General features: G+C 58.7%; 21 protein-coding genes. 8 read left to right on the plus strand and 13 right to left on the minus strand.

Translation table 11 applies throughout. The features are described from left to right. Window positions 1-186: 186 nt before the first annotated feature. Together Q8N04_17030 and Q8N04_17035 are read left to right on the plus strand one after the other, a co-directional pair. Complete coding sequence (locus tag Q8N04_17030) at window positions 187-534, plus strand: 4Fe-4S dicluster domain-containing protein (GenBank protein MDP3092379.1); 348 nt, start codon at window positions 187-189, stop codon at window positions 532-534. Window positions 535-737: 203 nt separating this feature from the next. Next, window positions 738-1,070, plus strand: coding sequence for a hypothetical protein (locus tag Q8N04_17035; protein ID MDP3092380.1), 333 nt, complete (start codon window positions 738-740; stop codon window positions 1,068-1,070). Between the two features lie 105 nt (window positions 1,071-1,175). Here Q8N04_17035 and Q8N04_17040 read toward each other — a convergent pair whose 3' ends face one another. From Q8N04_17040 to Q8N04_17050, 3 genes are all read right to left on the minus strand, one after another. Further along, window positions 1,176-1,652, minus strand: coding sequence for a hypothetical protein (locus tag Q8N04_17040; GenBank protein ID MDP3092381.1), 477 nt, complete (start codon window positions 1,650-1,652; stop codon window positions 1,176-1,178). Window positions 1,653-1,901: 249 nt separating this feature from the next. Next, window positions 1,902-3,476 (minus strand): fused MFS/spermidine synthase, encoded by a 1,575-nt coding sequence (locus Q8N04_17045; GenBank protein ID MDP3092382.1) that lies wholly within the window; start codon window positions 3,474-3,476, stop codon window positions 1,902-1,904. A gap of 58 nt (window positions 3,477-3,534) precedes the next feature. After that, on the minus strand, window positions 3,535-3,939 hold the full coding sequence (locus tag Q8N04_17050; GenBank protein ID MDP3092383.1) for a CBS domain-containing protein: 405 nt from the start codon (window positions 3,937-3,939) through the stop codon (window positions 3,535-3,537). A gap of 181 nt (window positions 3,940-4,120) precedes the next feature. Here Q8N04_17050 and Q8N04_17055 point away from each other — a divergent pair, with 181 nt between their 5' ends. Beyond that, entirely contained in the window at window positions 4,121-5,443 is a 1,323-nt protein-coding gene (locus Q8N04_17055) for a UDP-glucose/GDP-mannose dehydrogenase family protein (protein MDP3092384.1), read from the plus strand. Window positions 5,444-5,461: 18 nt separating this feature from the next. Here Q8N04_17055 and Q8N04_17060 read toward each other — a convergent pair whose 3' ends face one another. The 7 genes from Q8N04_17060 to Q8N04_17090 form a co-directional block, all read right to left on the minus strand. Next, window positions 5,462-6,169: a HEAT repeat domain-containing protein gene (locus Q8N04_17060; protein MDP3092385.1), complete on the minus strand. Its 708-nt coding sequence runs from the start codon at window positions 6,167-6,169 to the stop codon at window positions 5,462-5,464. A gap of 38 nt (window positions 6,170-6,207) precedes the next feature. Further along, window positions 6,208-6,972, minus strand: coding sequence for a HEAT repeat domain-containing protein (locus Q8N04_17065; GenBank protein ID MDP3092386.1), 765 nt, complete (start codon window positions 6,970-6,972; stop codon window positions 6,208-6,210). Continuing rightward, window positions 6,965-8,065 (minus strand): HEAT repeat domain-containing protein, encoded by a 1,101-nt coding sequence (locus tag Q8N04_17070; GenBank protein MDP3092387.1) that lies wholly within the window; start codon window positions 8,063-8,065, stop codon window positions 6,965-6,967. Before Q8N04_17070 ends, Q8N04_17065 begins: the two co-directional genes overlap by 8 nt. 182 nt (window positions 8,066-8,247) lie before the next feature. After that, entirely contained in the window at window positions 8,248-9,318 is a 1,071-nt protein-coding gene (locus tag Q8N04_17075; protein ID MDP3092388.1) for a HEAT repeat domain-containing protein, read from the minus strand. 126 nt (window positions 9,319-9,444) lie between these two features. Then, window positions 9,445-10,809 carry a HEAT repeat domain-containing protein gene (locus Q8N04_17080; GenBank protein ID MDP3092389.1) on the minus strand — a complete coding sequence of 455 codons (1,365 nt, stop codon included), beginning with the start codon at window positions 10,807-10,809 and terminating at the stop codon, window positions 9,445-9,447. A gap of 5 nt (window positions 10,810-10,814) precedes the next feature. Then, window positions 10,815-11,219 carry a hypothetical protein gene (locus tag Q8N04_17085; GenBank protein MDP3092390.1) on the minus strand — a complete coding sequence of 135 codons (405 nt, stop codon included), beginning with the start codon at window positions 11,217-11,219 and terminating at the stop codon, window positions 10,815-10,817. A 59-nt stretch (window positions 11,220-11,278) separates the two neighbouring features. Then, entirely contained in the window at window positions 11,279-12,301 is a 1,023-nt protein-coding gene (locus tag Q8N04_17090; GenBank protein MDP3092391.1) for an alkaline phosphatase family protein, read from the minus strand. A 360-nt stretch (window positions 12,302-12,661) separates the two neighbouring features. Here Q8N04_17090 and Q8N04_17095 point away from each other — a divergent pair, with 360 nt between their 5' ends. The 3 genes from Q8N04_17095 to Q8N04_17105 are packed head-to-tail and all read left to right on the plus strand — an operon-like array spanning window position 12,662 to window position 15,673. Beyond that, window positions 12,662-13,774, plus strand: coding sequence for a hypothetical protein (locus Q8N04_17095; protein ID MDP3092392.1), 1,113 nt, complete (start codon window positions 12,662-12,664; stop codon window positions 13,772-13,774). A 3-nt stretch (window positions 13,775-13,777) separates the two neighbouring features. Beyond that, complete coding sequence (locus Q8N04_17100; GenBank protein ID MDP3092393.1) at window positions 13,778-14,344, plus strand: hypothetical protein; 567 nt, start codon at window positions 13,778-13,780, stop codon at window positions 14,342-14,344. A gap of 51 nt (window positions 14,345-14,395) precedes the next feature. Further along, window positions 14,396-15,673, plus strand: a complete 1,278-nt coding sequence (locus Q8N04_17105; GenBank protein ID MDP3092394.1) for a hypothetical protein — start codon at window positions 14,396-14,398, stop codon at window positions 15,671-15,673. On the opposite strand, the gene Q8N04_17110 is transcribed toward Q8N04_17105, so the two are convergent. The 3 genes from Q8N04_17110 to Q8N04_17120 all read right to left on the minus strand — a co-directional run bounded on the left by Q8N04_17110 (window position 15,670) and on the right by Q8N04_17120 (window position 18,399). Next, window positions 15,670-16,536, minus strand: coding sequence for a hypothetical protein (locus tag Q8N04_17110; GenBank protein ID MDP3092395.1), 867 nt, complete (start codon window positions 16,534-16,536; stop codon window positions 15,670-15,672). The two genes, Q8N04_17105 and Q8N04_17110, sit on opposite strands and share 4 nt — an antisense overlap. Before the next feature lie 184 nt (window positions 16,537-16,720). Next, window positions 16,721-17,560 (minus strand): uroporphyrinogen-III synthase, encoded by an 840-nt coding sequence (locus Q8N04_17115; GenBank protein MDP3092396.1) that lies wholly within the window; start codon window positions 17,558-17,560, stop codon window positions 16,721-16,723. An 8-nt stretch (window positions 17,561-17,568) separates the two neighbouring features. Next, entirely contained in the window at window positions 17,569-18,399 is an 831-nt protein-coding gene (locus Q8N04_17120; GenBank protein ID MDP3092397.1) for an SUMF1/EgtB/PvdO family nonheme iron enzyme, read from the minus strand. A gap of 277 nt (window positions 18,400-18,676) precedes the next feature. Between Q8N04_17120 and Q8N04_17125 the strand changes: the two genes are divergently transcribed. Both Q8N04_17125 and Q8N04_17130 read left to right on the plus strand, forming a co-directional pair. Next, complete coding sequence (locus Q8N04_17125; GenBank protein MDP3092398.1) at window positions 18,677-19,120, plus strand: VOC family protein; 444 nt, start codon at window positions 18,677-18,679, stop codon at window positions 19,118-19,120. A 73-nt stretch (window positions 19,121-19,193) separates the two neighbouring features. After that, a complete protein-coding gene (locus tag Q8N04_17130; protein MDP3092399.1) occupies window positions 19,194-20,822 on the plus strand; it encodes an MBL fold metallo-hydrolase in 1,629 nt (542 codons plus the stop codon). The last annotated feature ends 28 nt before the right edge of the window (window positions 20,823-20,850 follow it).

Below are 20,850 nucleotides of genomic sequence, written 5' to 3' on the forward strand. Positions count from 1 at the left end.
CGCCAGACTGGGTCTCATGGGCCATATTCCCGTGAATTCTAGGCCTTCTGACCGGAAGCCGTTCTGTTGACTTGGAAAAGAATCACAGAATAGAATGGCCTCCACACAGCGCACGCACTATGGTCGGGGCGGCGCGATCTTGTCAATATTGTTTGTTGTCTCAGAAGTGAGAAGGAGGCGTGGGTCATGGCACTGCTGATTACCGACGAATGCATTTCCTGTGGGGCTTGCCTGCCTGAATGTCCCAACGAGGCGATTTTCGAAACCCGGAGCGATGCTGAGGGCAAGGGCCATCACGTGGGCGACGGTCAGGGCGTAGGCGACAATATCTACATCATCACCCATGATCGCTGCACGGAATGCGTCGGGCACTTTGATGAACCGCAGTGCGCGGCCGTCTGCCCTGTCGACAATTGCTGCATCTCCGATCCGGCCTATCCGGAAACAACGGACGTGTTGATGGCAAAGGCCAAAACCTTGAACCCTGACAAGGCCATCGACGAGAGCAAGATCTGGAGCGGCGTCCGGAACTAGCGCACGCCTCAGGGCTTCGTGATGTAACAGAAGGCCTTGCGGTGATCACCGCAAGGCCTTCTCCGTTTCTCCTGACCTCGCCGACCGCAACATTCCACTAGAATTACGATTGAATCAGCTGTAGGATTTTATCGTCGCAGTCGATCCTTCATAGACTGCCGCGCTTCGATTGAGCCGCTCCCTCTTACCCTGGAGGTGCAGTCATGCGTCCACGCTTCTGGTTCCTTAGCACGCTCCTCTTTTTTACCCTTACTGCCCCCGGATGGGCCCACGCCAGCACAAGCGAACTGGGAACGATCATTGAGGGCTTCGTCACTCGCCACTTTCCTGATGCCACCAGTCATATGTGGGTTGTGAATGACACCCAATGGGACGGGGACGAGATGGTCGTCGATCTTTATACCTATGTCATCGAGAAGCAGCAGCCCGCCACGCAAGAAAGCCGCTACCTGCTCTTGATCGTGGCGGGGAAACTGACAGCTGTGCAACGAGTCCCGGTGGAGAATGCACCAGGCTGCCAACCGGAAGAGGCGTAGCAAATCATTTCGGCTGGCGAATCTAAGATGAAAGACAAAGGCCCCGGGGAATTGCTTCCCCAGGGCCTTTTATCTCAACTTTTGTCCTACTCGAATGACGACAAACTACTTCAGCATCAACAACTTACCACCGACGTGCGCCGGATGGAGATGGCAGCGGTAAGTCAGGACGTTCCCCGCAGCATAGAACAGATCGCTGGTCGGAACACCAATATACTTGGTCTCGCCTGGCTTAAGCACCAGCTTGGTATCCAACACGGTGGGTGCAGACTGATTCACGGCAGCAGTAAGCTGAAACCCATGCTCAGCGGTCGAGTTATTGGTCACCTTCAGGAGCACTGGAGAACCGGGGCGAGTCTTGAAATCAATCACGGTCGTCGGCGGATACCAGGTCTTCATAGTGCCGATTTCGATGGCATAGAATGTGGCGTCCACATCGAGCTCCTTGAATGACTGGCCCACGACTGATCCTGTTTCAAGGTCGCCGATCTCAACACCGCCGGCTTGGAGTGCAAATACAGCCGAGGCTCCAGCGACTGTCAACCCGAGGCCAAAGAGGACCGATAACATCGTCTTGCCCATGACCTACCTCCTTAAGAAAAAAGAAGAGATGTGATTAGGTTGGTAAATAACTTCCGCCAAGCTCTGTTAGCCTTGACTGATCCGATGCCGTCCGACACTCACACATACACCCTGTGCCAACAATTGCTACATCACGAGGCGCAACTTATAACATAGGGCTCAAAATGGAAGCAAGCAGCTTCTCCATGTGCAGAACCATGATAGCCCGATTCAACACTTGCCTTACAATTCCAATATACAGCAGTAACATCAATTAGTTGCGCGATTGAATTCGGCCTGACGCACATCCGGCACATCTCTCCCGGTCAGAACATCATAGGGAGCAAAATCGTCTGTCAGTTCAAATCCCATTGGCCACGGATCAGTCCGGTGAGAGCCGAGCAGCGCAACGGCCTCGCTAGGCAGTTGTCGATTCATAGCCATCGCGGTCACTTTTGCGATGAAAGCTTCATGTCCGTGTTCCGTGACCGGGCCCCCTGCAAAAAAAATCAAATTCTCCGCTTTGGTCTGGCCGCTCTTCCATGGCCCTTTAACCGCAAATGTTTCAATCATAGGGAACTCACCGCGCATCGTCTGGACGACAGCCGCCGCCCGCGCGTTATCGAGCTCTTCTCCGGATGACGCCAAATTCAACGCCACAACTCCATCCGGTTTCAGATGCATTCGCACCGCCGCATAGAATTCTTTTGTGGTCAGATGAAACGGAATCATGTGGCGGGCAAACGCATCAATCCAAATCACATCATAAAGGTGGTCGGTGGTGTTCAGGAACGCCCGCCCGTCCTTGACCCGCACATGGTGATTGGCTGGAGGATGATACTCAAAATAGTCTTCTGCCATCCGCACCACCACCGGATCGAACTCGATGACGTCCATTTCCAGATCGGGCCAGTAGTGCGCCAGCCACTTGGCCAGCGAGCCGCCGCCATGTCCGAGAATCAAACCCCGTTGAGGCTGATCCACCAACGCCAATGACGCGACCATGAGCTGGCTGTAGGGCAGAAACAGCGGAAGGGGATCGGCCTTCCACATCACCGCATGAAAGGTACGATCGAGCACGAGATAACGGAACAGTTGGTCATCCCGCACCCGCACTTGCTGATAGGGACTATCCTCCTGATAAACCGGCGGATTCAATTTCTGAATAGGATGGAGCGCCAATGCGACGAAAAATCCACTGCAGACCAGCCCGCACAATTTTCCGACAGCCCCGACCTTCGCTCCTCGCCAGAGCCACAGCAATCCCAACACCACTTGGATTGTTCCCAGCCAAGCCACCAGCGCCTGGCTCCCGATCCACGAGAGCAGAAAGAACGCGGTTCCCCAGGTGCCGATCAGACTTCCCACTGTTGACAAGGCAATCATGCGGCCCGTGTGGCGGCCCACATGCCCCATATCAGAGACGGCCAACCGCAACATCGCGGGCAACACCCCGCTCAATCCAAACGCAGGGGGAGCCAGGAGAATCGTGGCGGCGAGGCAAGGACCCCACCGTGGATCCTGTATCCAGGCATCCACTTGAAACAGGATCGGCTGGCTGGCCCAGGCGACCAGAAAGGTCCAGGACCCTGAAAAGAGCAGCAGCCCCGCGAGCACGCTCCCCCCTGCATACCGATCTGACGCCCATCCGCCGAAGGCATAGCCGCTGCTCATCGCAGCAAGGATGACCCCGATCAGCGCCCCCCACACAAACAGGGAGTTTCCGAACACGGGGGCCAGCAGTCTGCTGCCGAGAATTTCCAGCGCCATCACGACCGCTCCGGTTATCAGCGCGGTGGAGAGCAGGAACGCACGCGAGATTGGAGGGGTCCCTTCAGCAGTCATGCGAGAGGCAGCGCAGGCAGGTATCGACCAAGACGAAGGAGGCAAGAGGCCACGAGGATCATTGATGCCCCCAATTCTTGAAATAACGCAGCAGATCTCGTACGGAGAGTAGTCCAGCCACTTCTCCGCCTTCAACTACTGCCAGATGGCGAATACCAGCCTGCGCCATCACGTCGCTGGCATCATGGGCCGACGCAGCAATATCGATCGTAATCAGCGGGGCACTCATGACTGACCGCACAAGCGTGTGAGCCGGAACCAGCGATTCCGCCAAGACCTTCCGAACCAGATCCGCTTCACTGATAATCCCGAGGTAGCAGGTGCCCTCCCGAACCAAGAGCGCCCCGACTTTCGCCACGCGCATTTGCCGCGCGGCATCGCAGGCCGTCGCATCAGGCGAGATCGCCTGAGCCACCGACCGCATCATGACCGCAAGCGGACGCTGCATCCCTACGGAGTTCACGGCAACAGTGCTCCATCTCGTAGAAGTATCGGATTCTACTCAACCAATTTTCATAGAGTCAACGCCGTGTCACCTCCCTGAAACATTAAGCAACTGATTTTAGCCATTTCATTGCCCACTGTTTGATCCATTGCTATACTTCGCTCCACCAATACCCTAGCTACCAAGGAGAAACAATCCCATGCATATCAGCGTCATTGGAACCGGTTACGTCGGCCTTGTCACAGGGGCCTGCTTTGCGGAGTTCGGCGTCAACGTCACTTGCATGGATAACGACGCCCGTCGGGTTGAGAAGCTGGAAAAGGGAGAGGTGCCATTTTTCGAACCGGGCATCACCGAATTGGTCGCCAAAGGAATCAAAGAAGGCCGGCTGAGCTTCACGACAGATGTCGTCAAAGCCGTTGATAAAGCTCTCGTCATTTTCATTGCTGTGGGCACTCCCCCAAAGAGCGATGGATCTGCTGACTTGTCGTTTGTGGAGGAAGTCGGCCGTGGCATCGCCACACACATGACCGGCTATAAAGTGATCGTCACCAAGTCGACTGTCCCCGTCGGAACCGGCGAGCGGCTCCGGGAGGTCATCCGAAAACACCAGACGAAACCCATTAATTTTGACATTGTCTCCAACCCTGAATTCTTGCGTGAAGGATCCGCAATTGAAGACTTCATGCGCCCGAACCGCGTGGTGCTCGGCGCCGATAGCGATCAAGCCGCGGCCATCATGAAAGACCTCTATCGGCCGCTCTACCTGCTTGAAACGCCCTTTGTCGTCACCGACGTCCCCACAGCGGAAATGATCAAGTACGCGTCAAACGCTTTTCTCGCCGTCAAGATTTCGTTCATCAACGAGATGGCCACGGTCTGCGAGCGCGTCGGCGCGGATGTGCAATTGGTTTCCAAGGGCATGGGGCTGGATCATCGAATCGGCGGTAAGTTTCTCCACGCGGGGCCGGGATTCGGTGGATCCTGCTTCCCCAAGGACCTCGCGGCGCTGGTCCAGACCGGTGAGCGCGTGGGCTATCCATTCCAAATTGCGGGTGCAGCCGCCAAAGTGAACTACGAACAGCACCTCCGAATGGTCGCGAAAATCCGCGAAGCTTGCGGCGGGCTCGCCGGGAAAACCCTCGGGGTGCTCGGACTGTCGTTCAAGCCGAATACGAATGATATGCGGGAGGCCCCGTCTCTGACGATCCTGAAAGAACTCATGAAGGAAGGCGCCACCGTGCGTGCCTACGACCCGGTGTCAATGGAGGAAGCCACGAAGCTCATCCCGGGAATGATTCCATGCAAAGAAGCCTACGATGTGGCTGAAAATGCCGACGGACTCATCATCATGACCGAGTGGAACCAGTTCCGGAATCTTGATTTCGAGCGGCTCAAACAATCCATGCGGCAGAGGCTGCTGCTTGATCTGCGCAATGTCTACGACTCCGACCGGGTGACGGGACACGGGTTCCGCCACGTATCAGTCGGTCGACCCACCAGAGAACCGCGGCCTGCCTAGGCCGCGGCCGGTGGTAATTTAGGTCAGGCGGGGCAATTCAGCCCCGGTCTCCTGCTTGGCCTTCGGCTTGTAGCCCATCCGATCCAGCACTTTCATGATCCGGGTCTTCAACCGGTCATCGGCATCCGTCAACGCCGTCGCCAATGGCTCCACGGCCGGCTTGCCGATCTTCCGGATAATCTCCGTCGCTGATTGCCGGATTTCATCCTCTTCAGACACCAGCAACGGCACCAGTGAGGACACAGAAATCCCGCCCAGCTTGATCAGCGAATCATAGGCACGCTGCCGCACATCGCCGACCTCATCCACCAAAGCCTCCACCAGCGGCGTCACCGCGCGGCTATCCTTGAGCTCGCCCAGTACTTCCGCCGCATACTTCCGATTGAGCCAGTGCGGATCCTTAAGGTCCAGCAACATGGCATCGGCTTTGGCCGCGTTCGGATCTTTCGAACGAATCCGGAAACTCTTCGCGACGCGCTTCCCACCCTCTTCGACGACCCGGATGGTCGCCCCGTCGCCGACTTTGAGCTTCTTGAGGTCTTCAAGCGCCTCTTCGGCGACCTCGAGCACCACCGTCTTGCCATCGTATGCGAGCAGCTCAACTTCGAGCTGTTTGGCTTCGGGGTTGATCGCCACCACCCGCTCAGTCACCAGGTTGAACCCGTCTTTCTTTTCCCCGCCCTTCGGACCGATCTGAATCAATTTCACCGGTGCTTCATCAGCCATAACGTGTATCCTTCTTGTCTATAAGGTAAGAGGAGCGATTACTGTTTCGCGGTCCAACCCAAGCTCGCGAGTACGCCTTCAACGGTTTCTTGCACCATCGTATTTTCATCTTCCAGCAGAGGCAAGAGCGGCTGAATCGCCTCCTTCGCCCCAAGGCGCGCCAGCGATTCCGCCGCGTTCCGCCTGACCAGCCAATCTTCGTCCTGCAATGATTCAATCAACGGGCCGACCCCGCGGTGATCCCCGATCTTCCCCAAGGCCTCTGCGGCATGGCGCCGCACCATCCAATTATTGCCCAAGAGGCCGTCGATCAACGCATCCACCGCACGCGCATCGCCGATTTTCTTCAAGACACGGGCGACATCCTCCCGAAGAGTGTTGTCGCTCAGCACATCGACCAGCCCGGGAACTGCACGCGCATCGCCGATCCGCTCCAGCGCCCAGACCGCCGCCGTCCGCACGGCTCCATCTTTGTCTTTGAGAGACTTGACCAACGGCTCGACCGCGCGGGGGTCTTTGAGTTTGCCCAGTCCGGATGCCGCCTGTTCGCGAATCGCCCACTCATCATCCTGCAACGCATCCAAAAGCGCCTCCACCACGGAGGGCCCGATCCGTACCACCGCCGTTGTCGCGGCCTCTCGAATGACCACATCTTCATCGGCCATCAGCCCGATCAGGCGCGGCACGGCGTCGGACCCCATCTGCCCGAGGCTCGCGATGGCGTGATCACGCAACGCTTCATTCTCGTCACGCAATGCCGAAATGAGGAGATCAATCCGATCAGATTCTGTCTCGTTACTCATCCTCGTGATTCCCTTCCTGACCTGTGATATCGGTTCCGCCTAAGGCTTCAAGTTTATCAGCGATCAATCCCGCATTATAAGCCACCAGCCCATCGCGGTCCGTCCGCAGCCGATCAAAGAGCTCCTTATGGGGGCGCAACACTTCTACATCCTTGATCTTGGCCAGCGCCTCCATCGCATACACCCGGAGCGGCCGGATCGGAATCGCTTCCAGATAGAGCTGCGTCGGACGGGCATCGCCGATCAATCCCAGCGCCTTGATCGCCAACTCCTTCACGCCGGTATCCTTGTCGCGCTCCAGTCGCCGCATCAATGGCTCGACTGCCCGCACATCCGCAATTTTTCCCAACAAATCGGCCGCCGCTTCACGCACCAGCCAATCATCGTCTTCGAGATATTCGATTAAAATCTCCACGCTCGGCCGCCCGATGCCCAAGAGATAGATCACCGTCGACATCCGCGCTTCTTCGCGTTCGCTCGCCCCTTCCACATCCCGAAGCGCGTTGAACGTCTCATCGATCCGCTCGCGGATCGCGCTCAGCTTCTTCAACGTGCTGACCGCAATATCCTGCACCGCCGGTTGACCCATCGCATCGATGAACGCATCGATGGAACGGGGATCCAGAAGCTGGTCGAGCATCAACGCCGCCGTTACCTGCGCTGACGGATCCGGGTGCTTCAACATGTCGCACAGCGGGATCACCGCCGTTGGAATAGCTCCGACCAGATGGGTCATCAGTTGCCGCGCCTCGCCCTCCTGATACTTGGGAAGCAACGCCACCAGCGCTGCAGCGGTGTCCGTATCGAGCACCCCGGCCATCTGCTCTAACGCATTGGCACCCGCCTTACGCACCACGTCATCTTCGTCTTCCAGAAGACCGACCAGCGCCACGCCGGCCTGCGGATCTTTGATGCGCGACAACATCGCGGCCACTTCTTTTTTCAGCTCGGGTGTCCCGGTCCGAAGCGCTTCGACCAGCGCTTGGACGGCACGAGGTCCGCCGGCCACACAGGCCGCCGTCGCCCGCATGCGCCGCCAGTCCTCTTCATGGACCAGCTCCGAGACCAGCGTTTCAATCGTCTCTTTGGACATCTAGGTTCTCATTAGAAACACTGTACACACAATGCACACTGATACATTTTTCTACACTGCAAGGATGCTCAAAAAGGCTGTCCAGCAAGACCGCAGCAAGCACCGGGACCAGGAGTACTGCTTAGCACGTTGAGTCTCGGCGCGACGCGAGAACGCCGCTGGCGGACGTTTTCAGCATCCGACTACACTCGCCCGGCTCGCCATCCCGCCAGCGCCAGGGTTTCCTTCACGTGATACCGCATATTTTCATCGGGGTGGCCGGTCAACAGCGGGATAAGGAGCGGAACCACTTTCGATCCAAACTTGGCTAACGCCGCCGCCGCCTCAGCTCTGGTAAACGTAGACTCCAATGCGGTGACCAGCGCAGGGACCGCGGCGTCATCGCCGATGATACCCAAAGCCCTGGCGGCCGCAGCCTGAGTGATGACTTCTTCGCTCCATTGATCGCCACAGCCGGCGACAGCCCGCGTCACGTCAGGCGGACAAGTCCCTAACACCACTTCCATCAATACCGGCACCGCCCGCCGGTCACCGATGCGTCCGAGCGCTTCTACCGCAAGAGTGCGCAAGCCCGGTTCCCGCATCGCCGTGAACAAAAGCTCGACTGCGAGCGGATCGCCGATCTCGCCCAAGGCTCGCACCGTATCTTCGCGAACAGCGGAATCCTGGTCGTTGAATAACAGCGCGAGGAGCGGCTCAACGGCACGTGGCGATTTCGTTTTGCCGAGCGACTCCACCGCATGGAGTCGAACCAGCCATTCCGTATGCTGCAACGCCTCGAGCAACGAAGGGATCGCGGCTTCCCCGATCGAGGCCAGGGCGGTCGCGACTTCTTCCCGCACGGCTTTGACTTTATCTTGCAGCAGCGGAATCAACGGCTCGACCGCCGCCATATTTTTCACCCGCCCTAAGGCCTTCGCCGCATGCATGCGCACGATCCAGTCGGCACTCCGCAACGCGACGACCAAGGGCCCATACACGCGTTCATCGGCGATGGAGGCGAGGATGCCGGAGGCCGCTTCCTGCACCGACAATTCGCGGTCGACGAGGCAGGCGCCAAGGGCTTCGACCGAAGGCGCACCGATCGACGTCAGCGCCCCGATTGCCGCTTCCCGAACCGCGCGATCAGGATCGCGAAGGATCGAGACTAACGGCTGAACCGCACGCGGATCTTTGAAGGTTCCGAGTAAACCGGCGGCTTCCTCTCGAATAGCCCAGTCCTCGTCTTTGAGGGCTGCAATCTGCTCTGCCACGGGATCCTCCACTCTGGACCTCCTGAATCGAGCCGATAACCCTAGCACACGGTTTTTTACAGGGTCAACGGAACCGGAACGCAACTGGCGAGGAGATGAGGAAGGACAACAGCAGCTCCAGGATGCCTAACTGGACTTGGCCACATCGCCTGACGGCCCAAACCGGCCGGTATCCCCCAAGGGCCGATCGACCCGGAGATTGTCCGCCTTGCTGGAGCTGATCTGCACTTCTTCGGCAGGGGGCGACCATCCCAGCGTTTCCAACGTTTCAAGGACGATCAACCGGAGTGCATCTTTGGCCGTCAACCGAACGGACGCATACGACAGCACCCGCTCGCCCTCGGCCTCGACTTCGGACGCTTTCGGGTCATAGAGAAACGCGATCAATGGTTCAATGGCCGTGTCCCCGATCACCGTGAGGGCTTGAGCGGCTTTTTCCCGCAACACCCCGTCCTTCAACAACATAATGAGATCGGGAATGACCGAGGGGTCGCGGAACTGGCCGAGGGCCGTGGCCGCCGCTTCCTTGATGAAGGCGTCTTCGCTCACAATACAACCCGGCGTCGGCGTGCCCTCCTGCTTGATACCCTTTCCCTTCAAGGCATCCAGGACGGCCGGCAATGCCCGCGGATCGCCGATCATACCGAGAGACGCGATCGCATGCCGCTTCACGACACCGTCTTTCATGGCTTCCAACAAAGCGTCGATGGCTCGTGAGTCACCGATCATGCCTAAGGCAATCGTAGCATCCTCACGAACGGCCCGATCCGGATCTTTTAACGTGGCAATCAACGCATCGACGACGTTGGCATCGCGAACCCAGGTCCGGCCGATTTGATAGTCGGTGGTCATCCCTCCCAGCGCCCGGGCCGCATGGCACCGCACGACGAAATCCTTGTCTTTCAGCGCCTCGACCAGCGGGTTGACCGACGGTTGCCCGATACAGATCAGCGCAGTCCCGGCGGTTTCACGCACGATCTTGGACGAATCCCGGAACAACTTGATCAACCCCGGAACGGCCTTCGTGTCGCGAATCTTCCCCAGGGCTTCGGCCGCAGCACTCTTCACCGCGCCATCGCGATCACGACAGACGGCGATGAGCGCATCGACCGCCGCCTTGTCACGAATTTCTCCACAGGTCTTTGCCGCATGCTCCCGGACCCGCCACCGTTCATCTTTCAACGCCGCGATCATGCGATCGACGACCGCCGGGCCCAGCTTCGCCGTCGCCTCGACAGCCTGATTGCGCACTTCCATGATGGTATCGTTGAACAGTCCGACCAGCGCTTCCAGCGCCTTCGGCCCGCCGATCTTCGCCACGGCGCAACCTGCATAGGCCCGCACGGACCAGAAATCGTCACTGCACGCGCTCACCAGGGGGTCGATGGTCTTAGGATCGCCGAGTTCGGCCAAGGCCTTCGCCGCCTCCTCACGCGTCGCATCATCGACATCCTCGAGCGCTTCCAACAAATCTTCTAGCGATTGCGTCATAGTAGTTATGGCTTCTGTTCGTAATACTGATCTCGTTGCCCCCCGTGGGGATAGGTCCGCTTGCACTTGATCACCAGCGTCTGGGTACCGCGACCTTCGACACATTGATCCAACGCCTTCGAAAACTCCAACATCCCGGAAAGATTCACGGCAAAGGGGAAATCGAACGTAAACGAGATGAATTTGTACTTGCCCGGCTTAAGCTGCAGTTCCCGTTGCTCGGAAGTCTTCGGCGCATCCAGCGAATCCGGATCAGAGTGATAGATTGACGGCGTCGCGCCCGGGATTTGCCACCAGGAGGCCGGCACCAGCTGCGTCGCATCGATCGTAATGAGATGCTCCTTGAGATGCGCCGGCGGCGGGCCGGCTTGCCCGATCAGCGGCTGGGCGCATATCAGAGCTCCGAACATCGCTGTTCCTGCGAGTCCTAGGCACCATTGACGGGAAAATCGCTTCCTCATATATCGCCCTATTGTTTCTTGGACGAGGCCGCTGCCGGCGCGACCGCTGCCGCTTGAAAAATCTCTTCGACCGCTTTGCTTTCCCATTCCGTATGGGTCTCGAGCCCAAGAATGCGCATGACCGTCGCTCCGGTATCGATGATCGACACCGGCTGGTGGATGACCTGCCCATGCTTGATCCCCACTCCTGACGCGATCCACGGGACCATTGGGGTGCCTGCCGTGGTGGCCGCTTCACCGCTCAGATCCGTCCCGGGACCACTGAGTGCCGTCACCAGCACGGTGGTCCGGTTTAAGAGCCCGTGCTCTTTGAACACGTCCAACACAGACTTCATCGCGCTGTCCACCGCCTGCAACCCCTGGCGATACTCCTTGGAATTCCATCCATGCGCCACCCCTGCCCGGCCGGCTTCCGGCAGATGCACGACCAGTAGATGGGGCACCGAGAGAATCGCATGCCCATAGCCAGAGCCGCTCGTGGCTTTCTGGAAGTACTGCCGGATATAGGACACAATCTTCTCGGAACGGCACTCGGGGCGCAACGCGCCGCATAATTGATAGTCGGTATACACCTCCGGCCTGGCCAGCTGGTAGAGCGACTCGTCCATATAGAAAATGGCGCTGTCGCGGCCGCCGCTTAAGTCCAGATAATCGAACATGCTGGGCGAGCGCGGATAGCCGCGGCTGAATTCGAATACGTTCCATGTGATGCCGTGCTTTTCGACCGGCATCCCGGTCACGATCGATGCCATCGTCGGCAACCGTAAGGCCGGATTGACCCCTGTGGCGGACCAGGTTGCTGCGCCATCTTTCACCAGTTTACTGATAACCGGCATAGCACCGCCCTTGAGCGAATCCTGGCCAAATCCCTCAAGAACAAACAGTATGACGTGCTCGGGAGCCCCCTGGGCCAGCTCACTCGCTTTGGACGTTGATGAAGCAAGAGCGCCGGCCGGCCCTCCCAGGATCTCAAGCCCCAGCACAGAGAGACCGACAACAACGGTAAGCAAAAAGCGGGGTAAGCTGTTCATGGACGTGTGTCGTTTCCTTTCACCCAATAAGGGGATGCGTACCTTAGCACGCGAATTTTCTGGAAGGCAAGGTGGCTGCAGAAGGCGCGGATCGCCTGGCGAAACGGGTTTCCCGGTGTTATGCTGAATTCGTCTGGTCCGTCAGAGTTGCGTCAACCAACGGGGTCCTGGTGCGTCAGTCCTCTTATGGAGAGGGTGAAGGCAATGCTGGCTCAGTCAGGACAACAGGCAGCCTCCCTGGCCGCTCAGCAGCTTCCGCAAATCTTGTTGTCCTCGCTCCTTCTGATCGCAATCCCGCTCCAGATGGCATCTCCTGCGAATGCTGAAGTTCGAGTGGTTACCGCTCAAGGTGAATATCGGATGGGAGATCGTGACACCCGCGAGGAGGCGATTCGAATGGCTACGGAATCGGCCAAACGGACTGCGCTCGAGCAGGTGGCGACCTATCTCGAAAGTATCACAGTTGTAGACGGCATGGATGTCACGAAAGATGAGATCCGGACCTATACCGCCGGTCTCGTCCTCGTGCTGGACCAACAAACCAACACGACGATTGACGGTGATACCATCGTCGTCAAAGTCGATCTCGTTGCCCAAGTCGATACGGAAGAAGTCGGTCACGCCATTGCCGCGCTCCGGGAGAACGAAGATGCGCGAGTCCAGCTGGTGGCATTGAAACAGGAAAACGAACAGCTCCAGCAGGAACTCGAGGCGGCAAACCAGGCCCTGGCGAGCGCGTCAACCCCAGACCAGACGCAACAGGCATTTCAGCAACGGCAAGAGATTCTCAATCGCGTTCAGTCGAATGCGATGGTCTCGCAGGCCTGGACTGACTGGGTGATCGTCTCGCCGGTCGTCTATCCTTATCCCTGGGTCGGCCTGGCCCAGACGCATGCGCTTTTAAACGTCGCCCGGGGCCTCTACCCGAACAGCCCTCACGTGGTTGTGGCCCAGCAAGTGATCACCACCAGGCAGCCCCCGGCGCCGCCTCAACCGCCAACTCCGCCGACACCCGGCAGTATTCCGTCCCACATGCCGACTCATCAGATTGTTCCCGGCCCCGGATCTCCGGGCATGCCGCGCACACTGAACGAAATCACCCATACCACCCCAACCGGGCCGCCACAAATCAGCCATCAGCCGGGATCGCGCAACTTGACCGATGTCCATCAACTGAATCCGTTTCTGCCGCCATCGGCGGGCCAACAGCTGCCGCCGCGCGCCTCCACCCGAATGCAACAATTCCTGCAACAGAACGGCAGCTTCACACAAACGCCGGGTGCCGGTTCCGGCAATCAGCCTCCCGCCGCTCGACGCCTGCCCCCGACGATTAACCAGATCCACCCCCCCATACCCCATCAAGTCCCACGGATTCCCTATCGATTAACTCCCCACATGCCCGGCGGCAGCGGACAAGGTGGTGGTGGAAATCGAGGAACAGGAGGGGGCGGTGGGGGAAAACGAGCAAAGTAGGCCATGAAGAACTCGGTCAGACTGACAATTATGGAATTCGCGCTCGGGAGCACCCTGCTTCTCCTGCCTTATCAGAGCGATGCGGCCGAGCCAGGCGAGGTCAGAACTCGAGCAGAACGGTCATTCGAGCGGCTCAAACAGCAACCAGCACCAGAGGGATCGGTCAAACCAGTGAGCGGAAGCCAACTGCCAACCGAAGAGGGTCAGGGCTCCTATTCGTCAGAGCGCTATTGGATCGGAAGAGGCCAAGGTGATTTGGCGAAGGGCACGATCGTCTGTCAGCGCGTCTCGGAACTCTCGGCGCGGACCGACCTGGCCAAGCAGATTCGTGTGATGGTGAAGGAGCATATGGTCGACCGCGTCCGTGAACGGACCGGACGTGAGAGCGAACAGGATATTGAACTCACCCGCGAAGAAATTGTTCAGGAATATCTGTTGGGGGTGAAGATTGTCGAGCGCCGGATCGATGAGGAGCATAAAATCTGTACCGCCACAGCGGTGATGCTCAAGAGTCCCCTCCAGCCGAAGCAAGCGCCGGACCTCGATCCACTCCCTCCCGCATCCCGATAAATGAGAACTCCGTTGCACTTCCGCGTCCACTTGCGGTAGATACCTCATCCCATGCCGAACGAGAACAACTTCCAGCACGACGAGCTCTCACGAAAGAGCCCCGGCGAACGATTGACGACCGCCGAGCTGACCGGCGGCGCGCTTCCGGAATCTCCGGCCTGGTTCGAGGGTATGGCCGACTACGGCACGCGGCTGGCCAGCGCGGGCGTCCGCGCCATCATGCTCCTCCATGGATCGATCCACGGCAGCGATGTGTTCGGGATGCAGCGGCTGGATGATGTCGGCGGACTCAAGCGCGGCTATTCGCGCGGCGTTTCGGGTGTCGATGCTCTGCTCGCGGCCATGCGTGAAGGAGGAAACGGAATCCCGGCCCTCTCGGGGGGACTCAAGCCCCCGCTCTCGAACGATGAGGCCACCCGGAAGATCGTCGATGACCAAGTCGGTGAGGCCGGCAACTTCACCAACGCGTACACGGCGCTCTTTCAACAAGCCATCAACAAGCGCCTGCCTCAACCGATTGCCTGTCGGCGCGTACTCTGGGCCTCGGAACATCATCACCTGGGTCGTGCTGCAGCCGCTGTCCGCGTACTCCATGAACTGCACGCCCTCTGCGAGACTCAACAACTCGGCAAGGGAGACCGGATCCTCGTCCAGGCTCACGGACAGGCGGGGTTAGTCCTTGCCTTGGCCTCCAATCTGCTCTGTCCCAGCCCCATTACGAAACGGCCGAAACTCCTGGGCCTGCTGGCCGCCTTTGCTGAACAACACAACCAAGCAGACCTGGCCACCATGGCCCGGCACATCGAGCCGCTGCTCGCCGACCATTCCTTGATGAACGGCGCTACCCTCGATGTCGTTACCATGGGCACTCCCGTACGATATGGATGGGACCTCTCGGGAATGGGACGCCTGTTGCACATCGTCAATCACCGGAATCTCCGGACGGATGGCAAAACCTGGCTATCCAAGATGGAGCTGCCGCAAGTCACGATGGAAATGCCCATCGCATGGGGCGGAGACTATGTCCAGCAGTTGGCCGTCGCGGGAAGCGATGCCGTCCCGGCGACTGAGGCCGCGAAAGCGGTCAACAAGACCGTATGGGAAATGGTCGAGCCCTACGATGGGTTCGAACGCTGGCTGGAATGCGCCCGCCGCGCCGTGCGGTTTCCCAGCGAAGGCAGTTGCCTGCTGGTCGACTACAAAGACTGTACGAACTCCACCAATGTCCAGGAGCACTACTACGGTCACGCCGCCTACACCAGATCAAACGCCATGCTCTTCAACACGGCTGAGATCATTCGATCCCTGTATAAGGACGCCGGGCGCTAACCCTCTCTCAGCTGCACCGCCAACGGTTCCCACGAAAAGATCCCATCCAGATAGGCATGCCCGTTCGGGGTGGTTGCGACCAGCTCGATGCTCTCATACACACTGATCGTCGTGCCGCTGCCGGCCGATGCCGAGACCTGCATCGTCAACGCCGCGCTCGGCGCCGGTGATGGAATATCGTGATGGGTCCGCATCTGCGTCGGCGTCGCCAGGACGTTCACGAATATCGCCGGTGGGGCTTGACGAAACTCTCCATCGTAGGTGACCCAGAGTCGGGCCGTGGCCGAGACATGGGCATACCATTCGTCGCCCACAGCATTGGCTTCAACCCAATTAAACAGCGTATTCAGACGCGACATGATCGACACGATGGTCGGTTCCAACGAGGCAGGAATCCCCAGTTGCGTCACATAGCCGACGTGAATATACCCCAGCGTGTCCCAGAGCGAGGCGTTGGCCCCAACCCGCGCATGGGCGGATTTGTTCGGCATCACATGTTCCACATAGTGGGGATTCGCGCTCAGGCGCAGATAGGTGGTGTCTTCGAAATAGCGAATCTGATCCAGCTTGCAGAGCGTTTCATCGCGGTCGCCGAACCCGATCGTATTCGGCGCCGACACACTGTCCGCACCGGTAAAAATCAGCTTGCTCCAGCCGATCGGCGCGATGCAGGTGGCACTGGCGGACCCGTTCAATCTCTCAAGCACCCCCACCCGAGTCTTGATATCGTTGAAAACCGATTCAGCGCCCTCTTTCGTTCCGCGGACCCGTTCAACCAGCAGCGTCTTTTCGAGTTTGTGTTGCTCTTCCAGCTGCCACACGAATGAAGCCGTCTGTTTGTCCAGATCAAGCATTGTTGCCATCGCATCCCCCTTTTCATATGAAACCCTCTGTGTGAAAGCAGAACTCTGCGAAGATCCGCAAGAGAAGTGCCGCGCCGAACCCCGCGAAAGATGGCGATCGCAAGAGACCGGACGAAGGGATCTATCCACCCGTTGCACAGGTTTGAACGAGGGAGGAGGAGCTGGAAGAGGATCTGCGAGGCGATTAGCGGCGCTTCGAGGCGAGCAGCGGAGCAACCTGTTCGGACAATTCCTTTACCAGCACGCCCATCTTCCCATGCGACGGCTCAAAGTCCACAGGAAGGTCGTAGTGCCGGAGCCGCTCGCTGGCGGTCGGGCCGATGGAGGCGATGACGATCGCCTTACAGGCTTCTCTAAACAGAGGAACTTTGCCCTCCTGTTCAAGAAGCTGCATCACGTGATCGATCTGCGCCGCGTTCGTGATCAGCATCACGGAGATATCGCCCGCAACCACGTCTGCCAAGACCTGCCTGAGCGGAGCCAGGTCTTCTGGAAGTCCCCACTTATAGACCGGAACGGGAAACACATCGGCGCCACGAGCCGTTAACGCCTCTAAGAATTCAGGATTGGCATTCCCATATTCCTGCACCGCCACACGCAGCCCTTTGACCGGCCGATACTCATCGAGCGTCGACACCACATCGACCCACGTATTGGGCTCCGGAACAATGAGCGTCGGCGAAATCCCCAGCGCTTTCAACGCCGCCACCGGCTTCGGCCCGCGTGCGACGAGAGCGCACTGCTTTACCCCGACCATGATGGAGGACATAGGATGGCGGGATTTGAGTATGTCAAACAACGCGGTCGTCCCGACGCCGGTCATCAGCACCAATACATCGACCTGGCCCTCGATGAGCCGGACTCCAAATCGCAGGGCAGTGGGATTATCTTGGATAGGGAGTTCGCGGAGGGCGGGGGCCACCGATGGGCGGCCCCCGTATCGTTCAATGAGCCGGGTCATCTCGACTGCCATCCGGCTTTCAAATGCGGCAACAGCGATTCCTGACAACCCCTTCTCACTCATAGCGAATGCTACTTTGCCCGCGCATCCATCGCGCAACGGAACCCGGTCGATTCGTTGCGGATAGTCGGATCGCTGTCCACGCGAGTGAAGATGCGGACGGTCGGCGTTTCGTTCTGCCAGCCCGATCCACGGAGCACGCGCTTGGTGCCGGTTTCCGGACCCGTGGGATTTTTCGCCGGGCTCTTTTCGTAATACTTGGCGGCATACCAATCGTTGACCCATTCCCAGACGTTGCCCGCCATGTCGTAGACGCCGAAGGGGCTCTTCCCGAGCTCATAGCTTCCCACCGGCATAAGGGTCTTTTCCCCGATCCACTGCTGGTTGAAATTCAGATGCTTGTTCGTCGGCTCGACGTTCCCCCAAGGGAATCGACGATCGGCTGTCCCCTTGGCCGCTTTTTCCCATTCTGCTTCCGTCGGTAACCGCTTGCCGGCCCACTGGCAATAGGCATTCGCATCGGCCCAATCCACATTGATGACCGGTCGATCGGCGAGTGACTCGGTAATGGTATCGCCCTGCCAGAGGTTTCTCGTGGCATTCTTGGGATTCTGCGGAATACGGTGGTTCGTCGCCTTGACGAACTCAAGATAACGACCGTTCGTCAGCTCATATTTGTCGATATAGAAATTATTCACAAATACGTCGTGGCGGGGATATTCGTCCCGTCCTCCGTCGCGGTCGCCATGCGGAACACCCATCGGGAAGGCACCTTCGGGAATCAACACCATCGGGGCTCCGTCTTTTCCCTTTACTTCCTTCTCAAGCCCTTGGGCCGCTGTGACGGCCGGCGCTGCAACCAGAACGATCCCCACAAGCATCATAGAACGTAGAGCATTCATGCCACGACACTCCTTTGTGCAACGATCAATGGGCCATCGTATCACAGCCGCCCTGGCTTCCGCAGGGGCTGAATTCCGGGATTTCCTGACTTAGAACCCCTGCTTCGTATGGAAGTAGGATGCAGGAGATCGGAAGCCTGCGAGACAACCGTCCGAAGCGCAGCCCGTCACCCATCCGACTTTCTGAAGGGCAGAATTTCCGTTGACGGGTGAGGCAATGCCTCCCTACTATACGGTTGTTTCCAACCGGCTGATTTGTGAGGGCAGGATCGGTTCCATGTCTATTCCGCTTCATCGAGGACTCCGTCATCTGGCGCTCCGTGTGACCGATCTTCCTGCGTCACGCCGGTTCTACGAAGAGTTGCTGGGCATGAAGGTCGTCTGGGAGCCGGATCCCGACAATGTCTATTTCAGTTCGGGAAGCGACAATCTCGCGCTCCATCAAATTTCTCAGAATGAACTCAGCGCCTATCGCCAGCCCCAGGGCCAATTGCTGGATCACGTCGGTGTGATCCTCGACAATCCCCAAGCGGTCGACCGGATGTTCGCGGAGATCTCCCCGAAGATTGCCCAGCTCGGTGGAACGATCGTCAAACAACCGAAGCAACACCGGGACGGCAGCTACTCATTTTATTTTTCTGATCCAGACGGCAATGTGATTCAGGCCCTCTATGAACCCACGATCAGCAAACTCCGATGGAAAGTAACGGGTAACGCGTGACTGGTGAACGGTCGAAACACATCCGAACATCTTTGCATCACTTGTCACTTGTCACCCGTCACCTGTCACTACTATGAACATCTGGGACCGTTTGCCCCACCAGCGTTACCTGAGCCTCGCTCCCTGGTGTTGGGTGCAATTGGAAAGCGGGGAAGCGCCCGGGCCGTTCCCATTCGTGGCCGGCATCGCCCCGGAGGTCGTGGCCAGTCTGCACGAAGCCCACAGCTTATTGTCCAGCTCCATCGATACGGCCATCAGCGACGTCTTTTCGAAGCGGGCATCGCTGGATGACCCCGACCGGCAACGGCGGCTGGAAGATGCCTATGCGGAACTGGTGAACTCCCGCCCTTACTTGAAGCAACATATTCGCTGCGGCAGGAAACCAGACGGCACGTTTCAATGGGAATTTCCGACCGATCCGACGAAATCTGCGACGGTCACCAACGGCGGCCTGCGCATTTTCCATTCCGTCAAACGGCAGGCCATTCCGATCGGATTCGATCAGCGCCTCCTCGGCCCGGCAGTGGGGAAAGTCCTCGGCATGCTGGACGGCACGCATCAAGCCGAGGAAATCAAAACGGTGGTCATGGCCGCACCGCGCGAAGCCCAGCCGCTCCTCCTCAAACTGATTGAGTCGCTGCACCAATACGAGTGTCTGCTCAGCGCCGCCCAGCCGACCGTCCGGCAGCGCTGGCTCGACGCGGTGCAGGATCGTGATCTCGTGCATTTGGGACATGCGGCGCTGCTCTACCGCCAGCAATCGCAGATGCTGCTCTTCGATCCCTGGCTGCTTCCCTGGTTTGCGGAATCGTCGGTCCCGTCGTTGTGGGGCGCGTTGCTGCCGAAACCGGCCGCCGTGTTTCTCACGCACGACCACGACGATCACGTCGACCCACGAACGCTCCTGCATCTTCCCAAAGAAACGCCTATCATCGTGCCCAGCCGGCGCAATCGCAAGAAGCTGCACTACGACTACCTCGGGCTGTTACGCGAGATGGGCTTCGGACGAGTGGTTGAACTGGCGCACGGCGAGCGCTGGGACTTCGACGGGGGAGCCGTCGTCTCGGTCCCGTTTTACGGAGAAGACCCCTGCGATCTCGAAATGCCGAGAAACTGTTATCTGATCCACGACCGCGGGCAGAATATCCTTGTGCATGCCGACAGCGGCCCGACGAATAACGGACGGTCGGCGCTTAAGGAACAGATCATTCAGCAACTGGTCGTGAAATACGGCCCCATCTCGCTCGTGCTCGCGTCACAGCAACAACTGCTGGAGGTGCGGAGTTATGCGGCCCATGCCTCGCTGTCCCACCCCGGAAAGTGGCTGGACGTGGGTGAAAACGGCTACCTTACCAATGCCTACCTGTCAGATCTCTGCGCCTCCGCGCAGGCCAACTTGTTTGTCTCCTACGCCACCGGAGGGGCGGACTGGTATCCTGACCATCTCTCATTCATGTTCAGTCAGCGGAATCCCGCCAGAACTGCGCTGCTCACGGCCCATTGGGAACGTCCGGAAAAGCTGAAAGATCTTCTCGACCCTCAGGGTTGCGGGTATCATTGCGCTCGAGCGCTCGATATCTATCGGGCCGACCAGGACGGTCGTGTGGAAGTGGTCTCGTCGGGCGAATCCTTGACCCCACTGGCCTTACACCGCCTGGACCACGGCGATCCCCCGTTCATGAAGTCAACCGGGCGGGCATAAGCACCATCGTTTTATCTACATGTGAAGG

It is taken from the genome of Nitrospira sp., from assembly GCA_030692565.1.
Taxonomy (GTDB): domain Bacteria; phylum Nitrospirota; class Nitrospiria; order Nitrospirales; family Nitrospiraceae; genus Nitrospira_D.

Coding starts and splice junctions, on each gene's coding strand:
- Q8N04_17030 (MDP3092379.1), top strand. CDS start 187: ATGGCACTGCTGATTACCGACGAATGCATTTCCTGTGGGGCTTGCCTG.
- Q8N04_17035 (MDP3092380.1), top strand. CDS start 738: ATGCGTCCACGCTTCTGGTTCCTTAGCACGCTCCTCTTTTTTACCCTT.
- Q8N04_17040 (MDP3092381.1), bottom strand. CDS start 1,652: ATGGGCAAGACGATGTTATCGGTCCTCTTTGGCCTCGGGTTGACAGTC.
- Q8N04_17045 (MDP3092382.1), bottom strand. CDS start 3,476: ATGACTGCTGAAGGGACCCCTCCAATCTCGCGTGCGTTCCTGCTCTCC.
- Q8N04_17055 (MDP3092384.1), top strand. CDS start 4,121: ATGCATATCAGCGTCATTGGAACCGGTTACGTCGGCCTTGTCACAGGG.
- Q8N04_17060 (MDP3092385.1), bottom strand. CDS start 6,169: ATGGCTGATGAAGCACCGGTGAAATTGATTCAGATCGGTCCGAAGGGC.
- Q8N04_17065 (MDP3092386.1), bottom strand. CDS start 6,972: ATGAGTAACGAGACAGAATCTGATCGGATTGATCTCCTCATTTCGGCA.
- Q8N04_17070 (MDP3092387.1), bottom strand. CDS start 8,065: ATGTCCAAAGAGACGATTGAAACGCTGGTCTCGGAGCTGGTCCATGAA.
- Q8N04_17080 (MDP3092389.1), bottom strand. CDS start 10,809: ATGACGCAATCGCTAGAAGATTTGTTGGAAGCGCTCGAGGATGTCGAT.
- Q8N04_17085 (MDP3092390.1), bottom strand. CDS start 11,219: ATGTTCGGAGCTCTGATATGCGCCCAGCCGCTGATCGGGCAAGCCGGC.
- Q8N04_17090 (MDP3092391.1), bottom strand. CDS start 12,301: ATGAACAGCTTACCCCGCTTTTTGCTTACCGTTGTTGTCGGTCTCTCT.
- Q8N04_17095 (MDP3092392.1), top strand. CDS start 12,662: ATGGGAGATCGTGACACCCGCGAGGAGGCGATTCGAATGGCTACGGAA.
- Q8N04_17100 (MDP3092393.1), top strand. CDS start 13,778: ATGAAGAACTCGGTCAGACTGACAATTATGGAATTCGCGCTCGGGAGC.
- Q8N04_17105 (MDP3092394.1), top strand. CDS start 14,396: ATGCCGAACGAGAACAACTTCCAGCACGACGAGCTCTCACGAAAGAGC.
- Q8N04_17110 (MDP3092395.1), bottom strand. CDS start 16,536: ATGGCAACAATGCTTGATCTGGACAAACAGACGGCTTCATTCGTGTGG.
- Q8N04_17115 (MDP3092396.1), bottom strand. CDS start 17,560: ATGAGTGAGAAGGGGTTGTCAGGAATCGCTGTTGCCGCATTTGAAAGC.
- Q8N04_17120 (MDP3092397.1), bottom strand. CDS start 18,399: ATGAATGCTCTACGTTCTATGATGCTTGTGGGGATCGTTCTGGTTGCA.
- Q8N04_17125 (MDP3092398.1), top strand. CDS start 18,677: ATGTCTATTCCGCTTCATCGAGGACTCCGTCATCTGGCGCTCCGTGTG.
- Q8N04_17130 (MDP3092399.1), top strand. CDS start 19,194: ATGAACATCTGGGACCGTTTGCCCCACCAGCGTTACCTGAGCCTCGCT.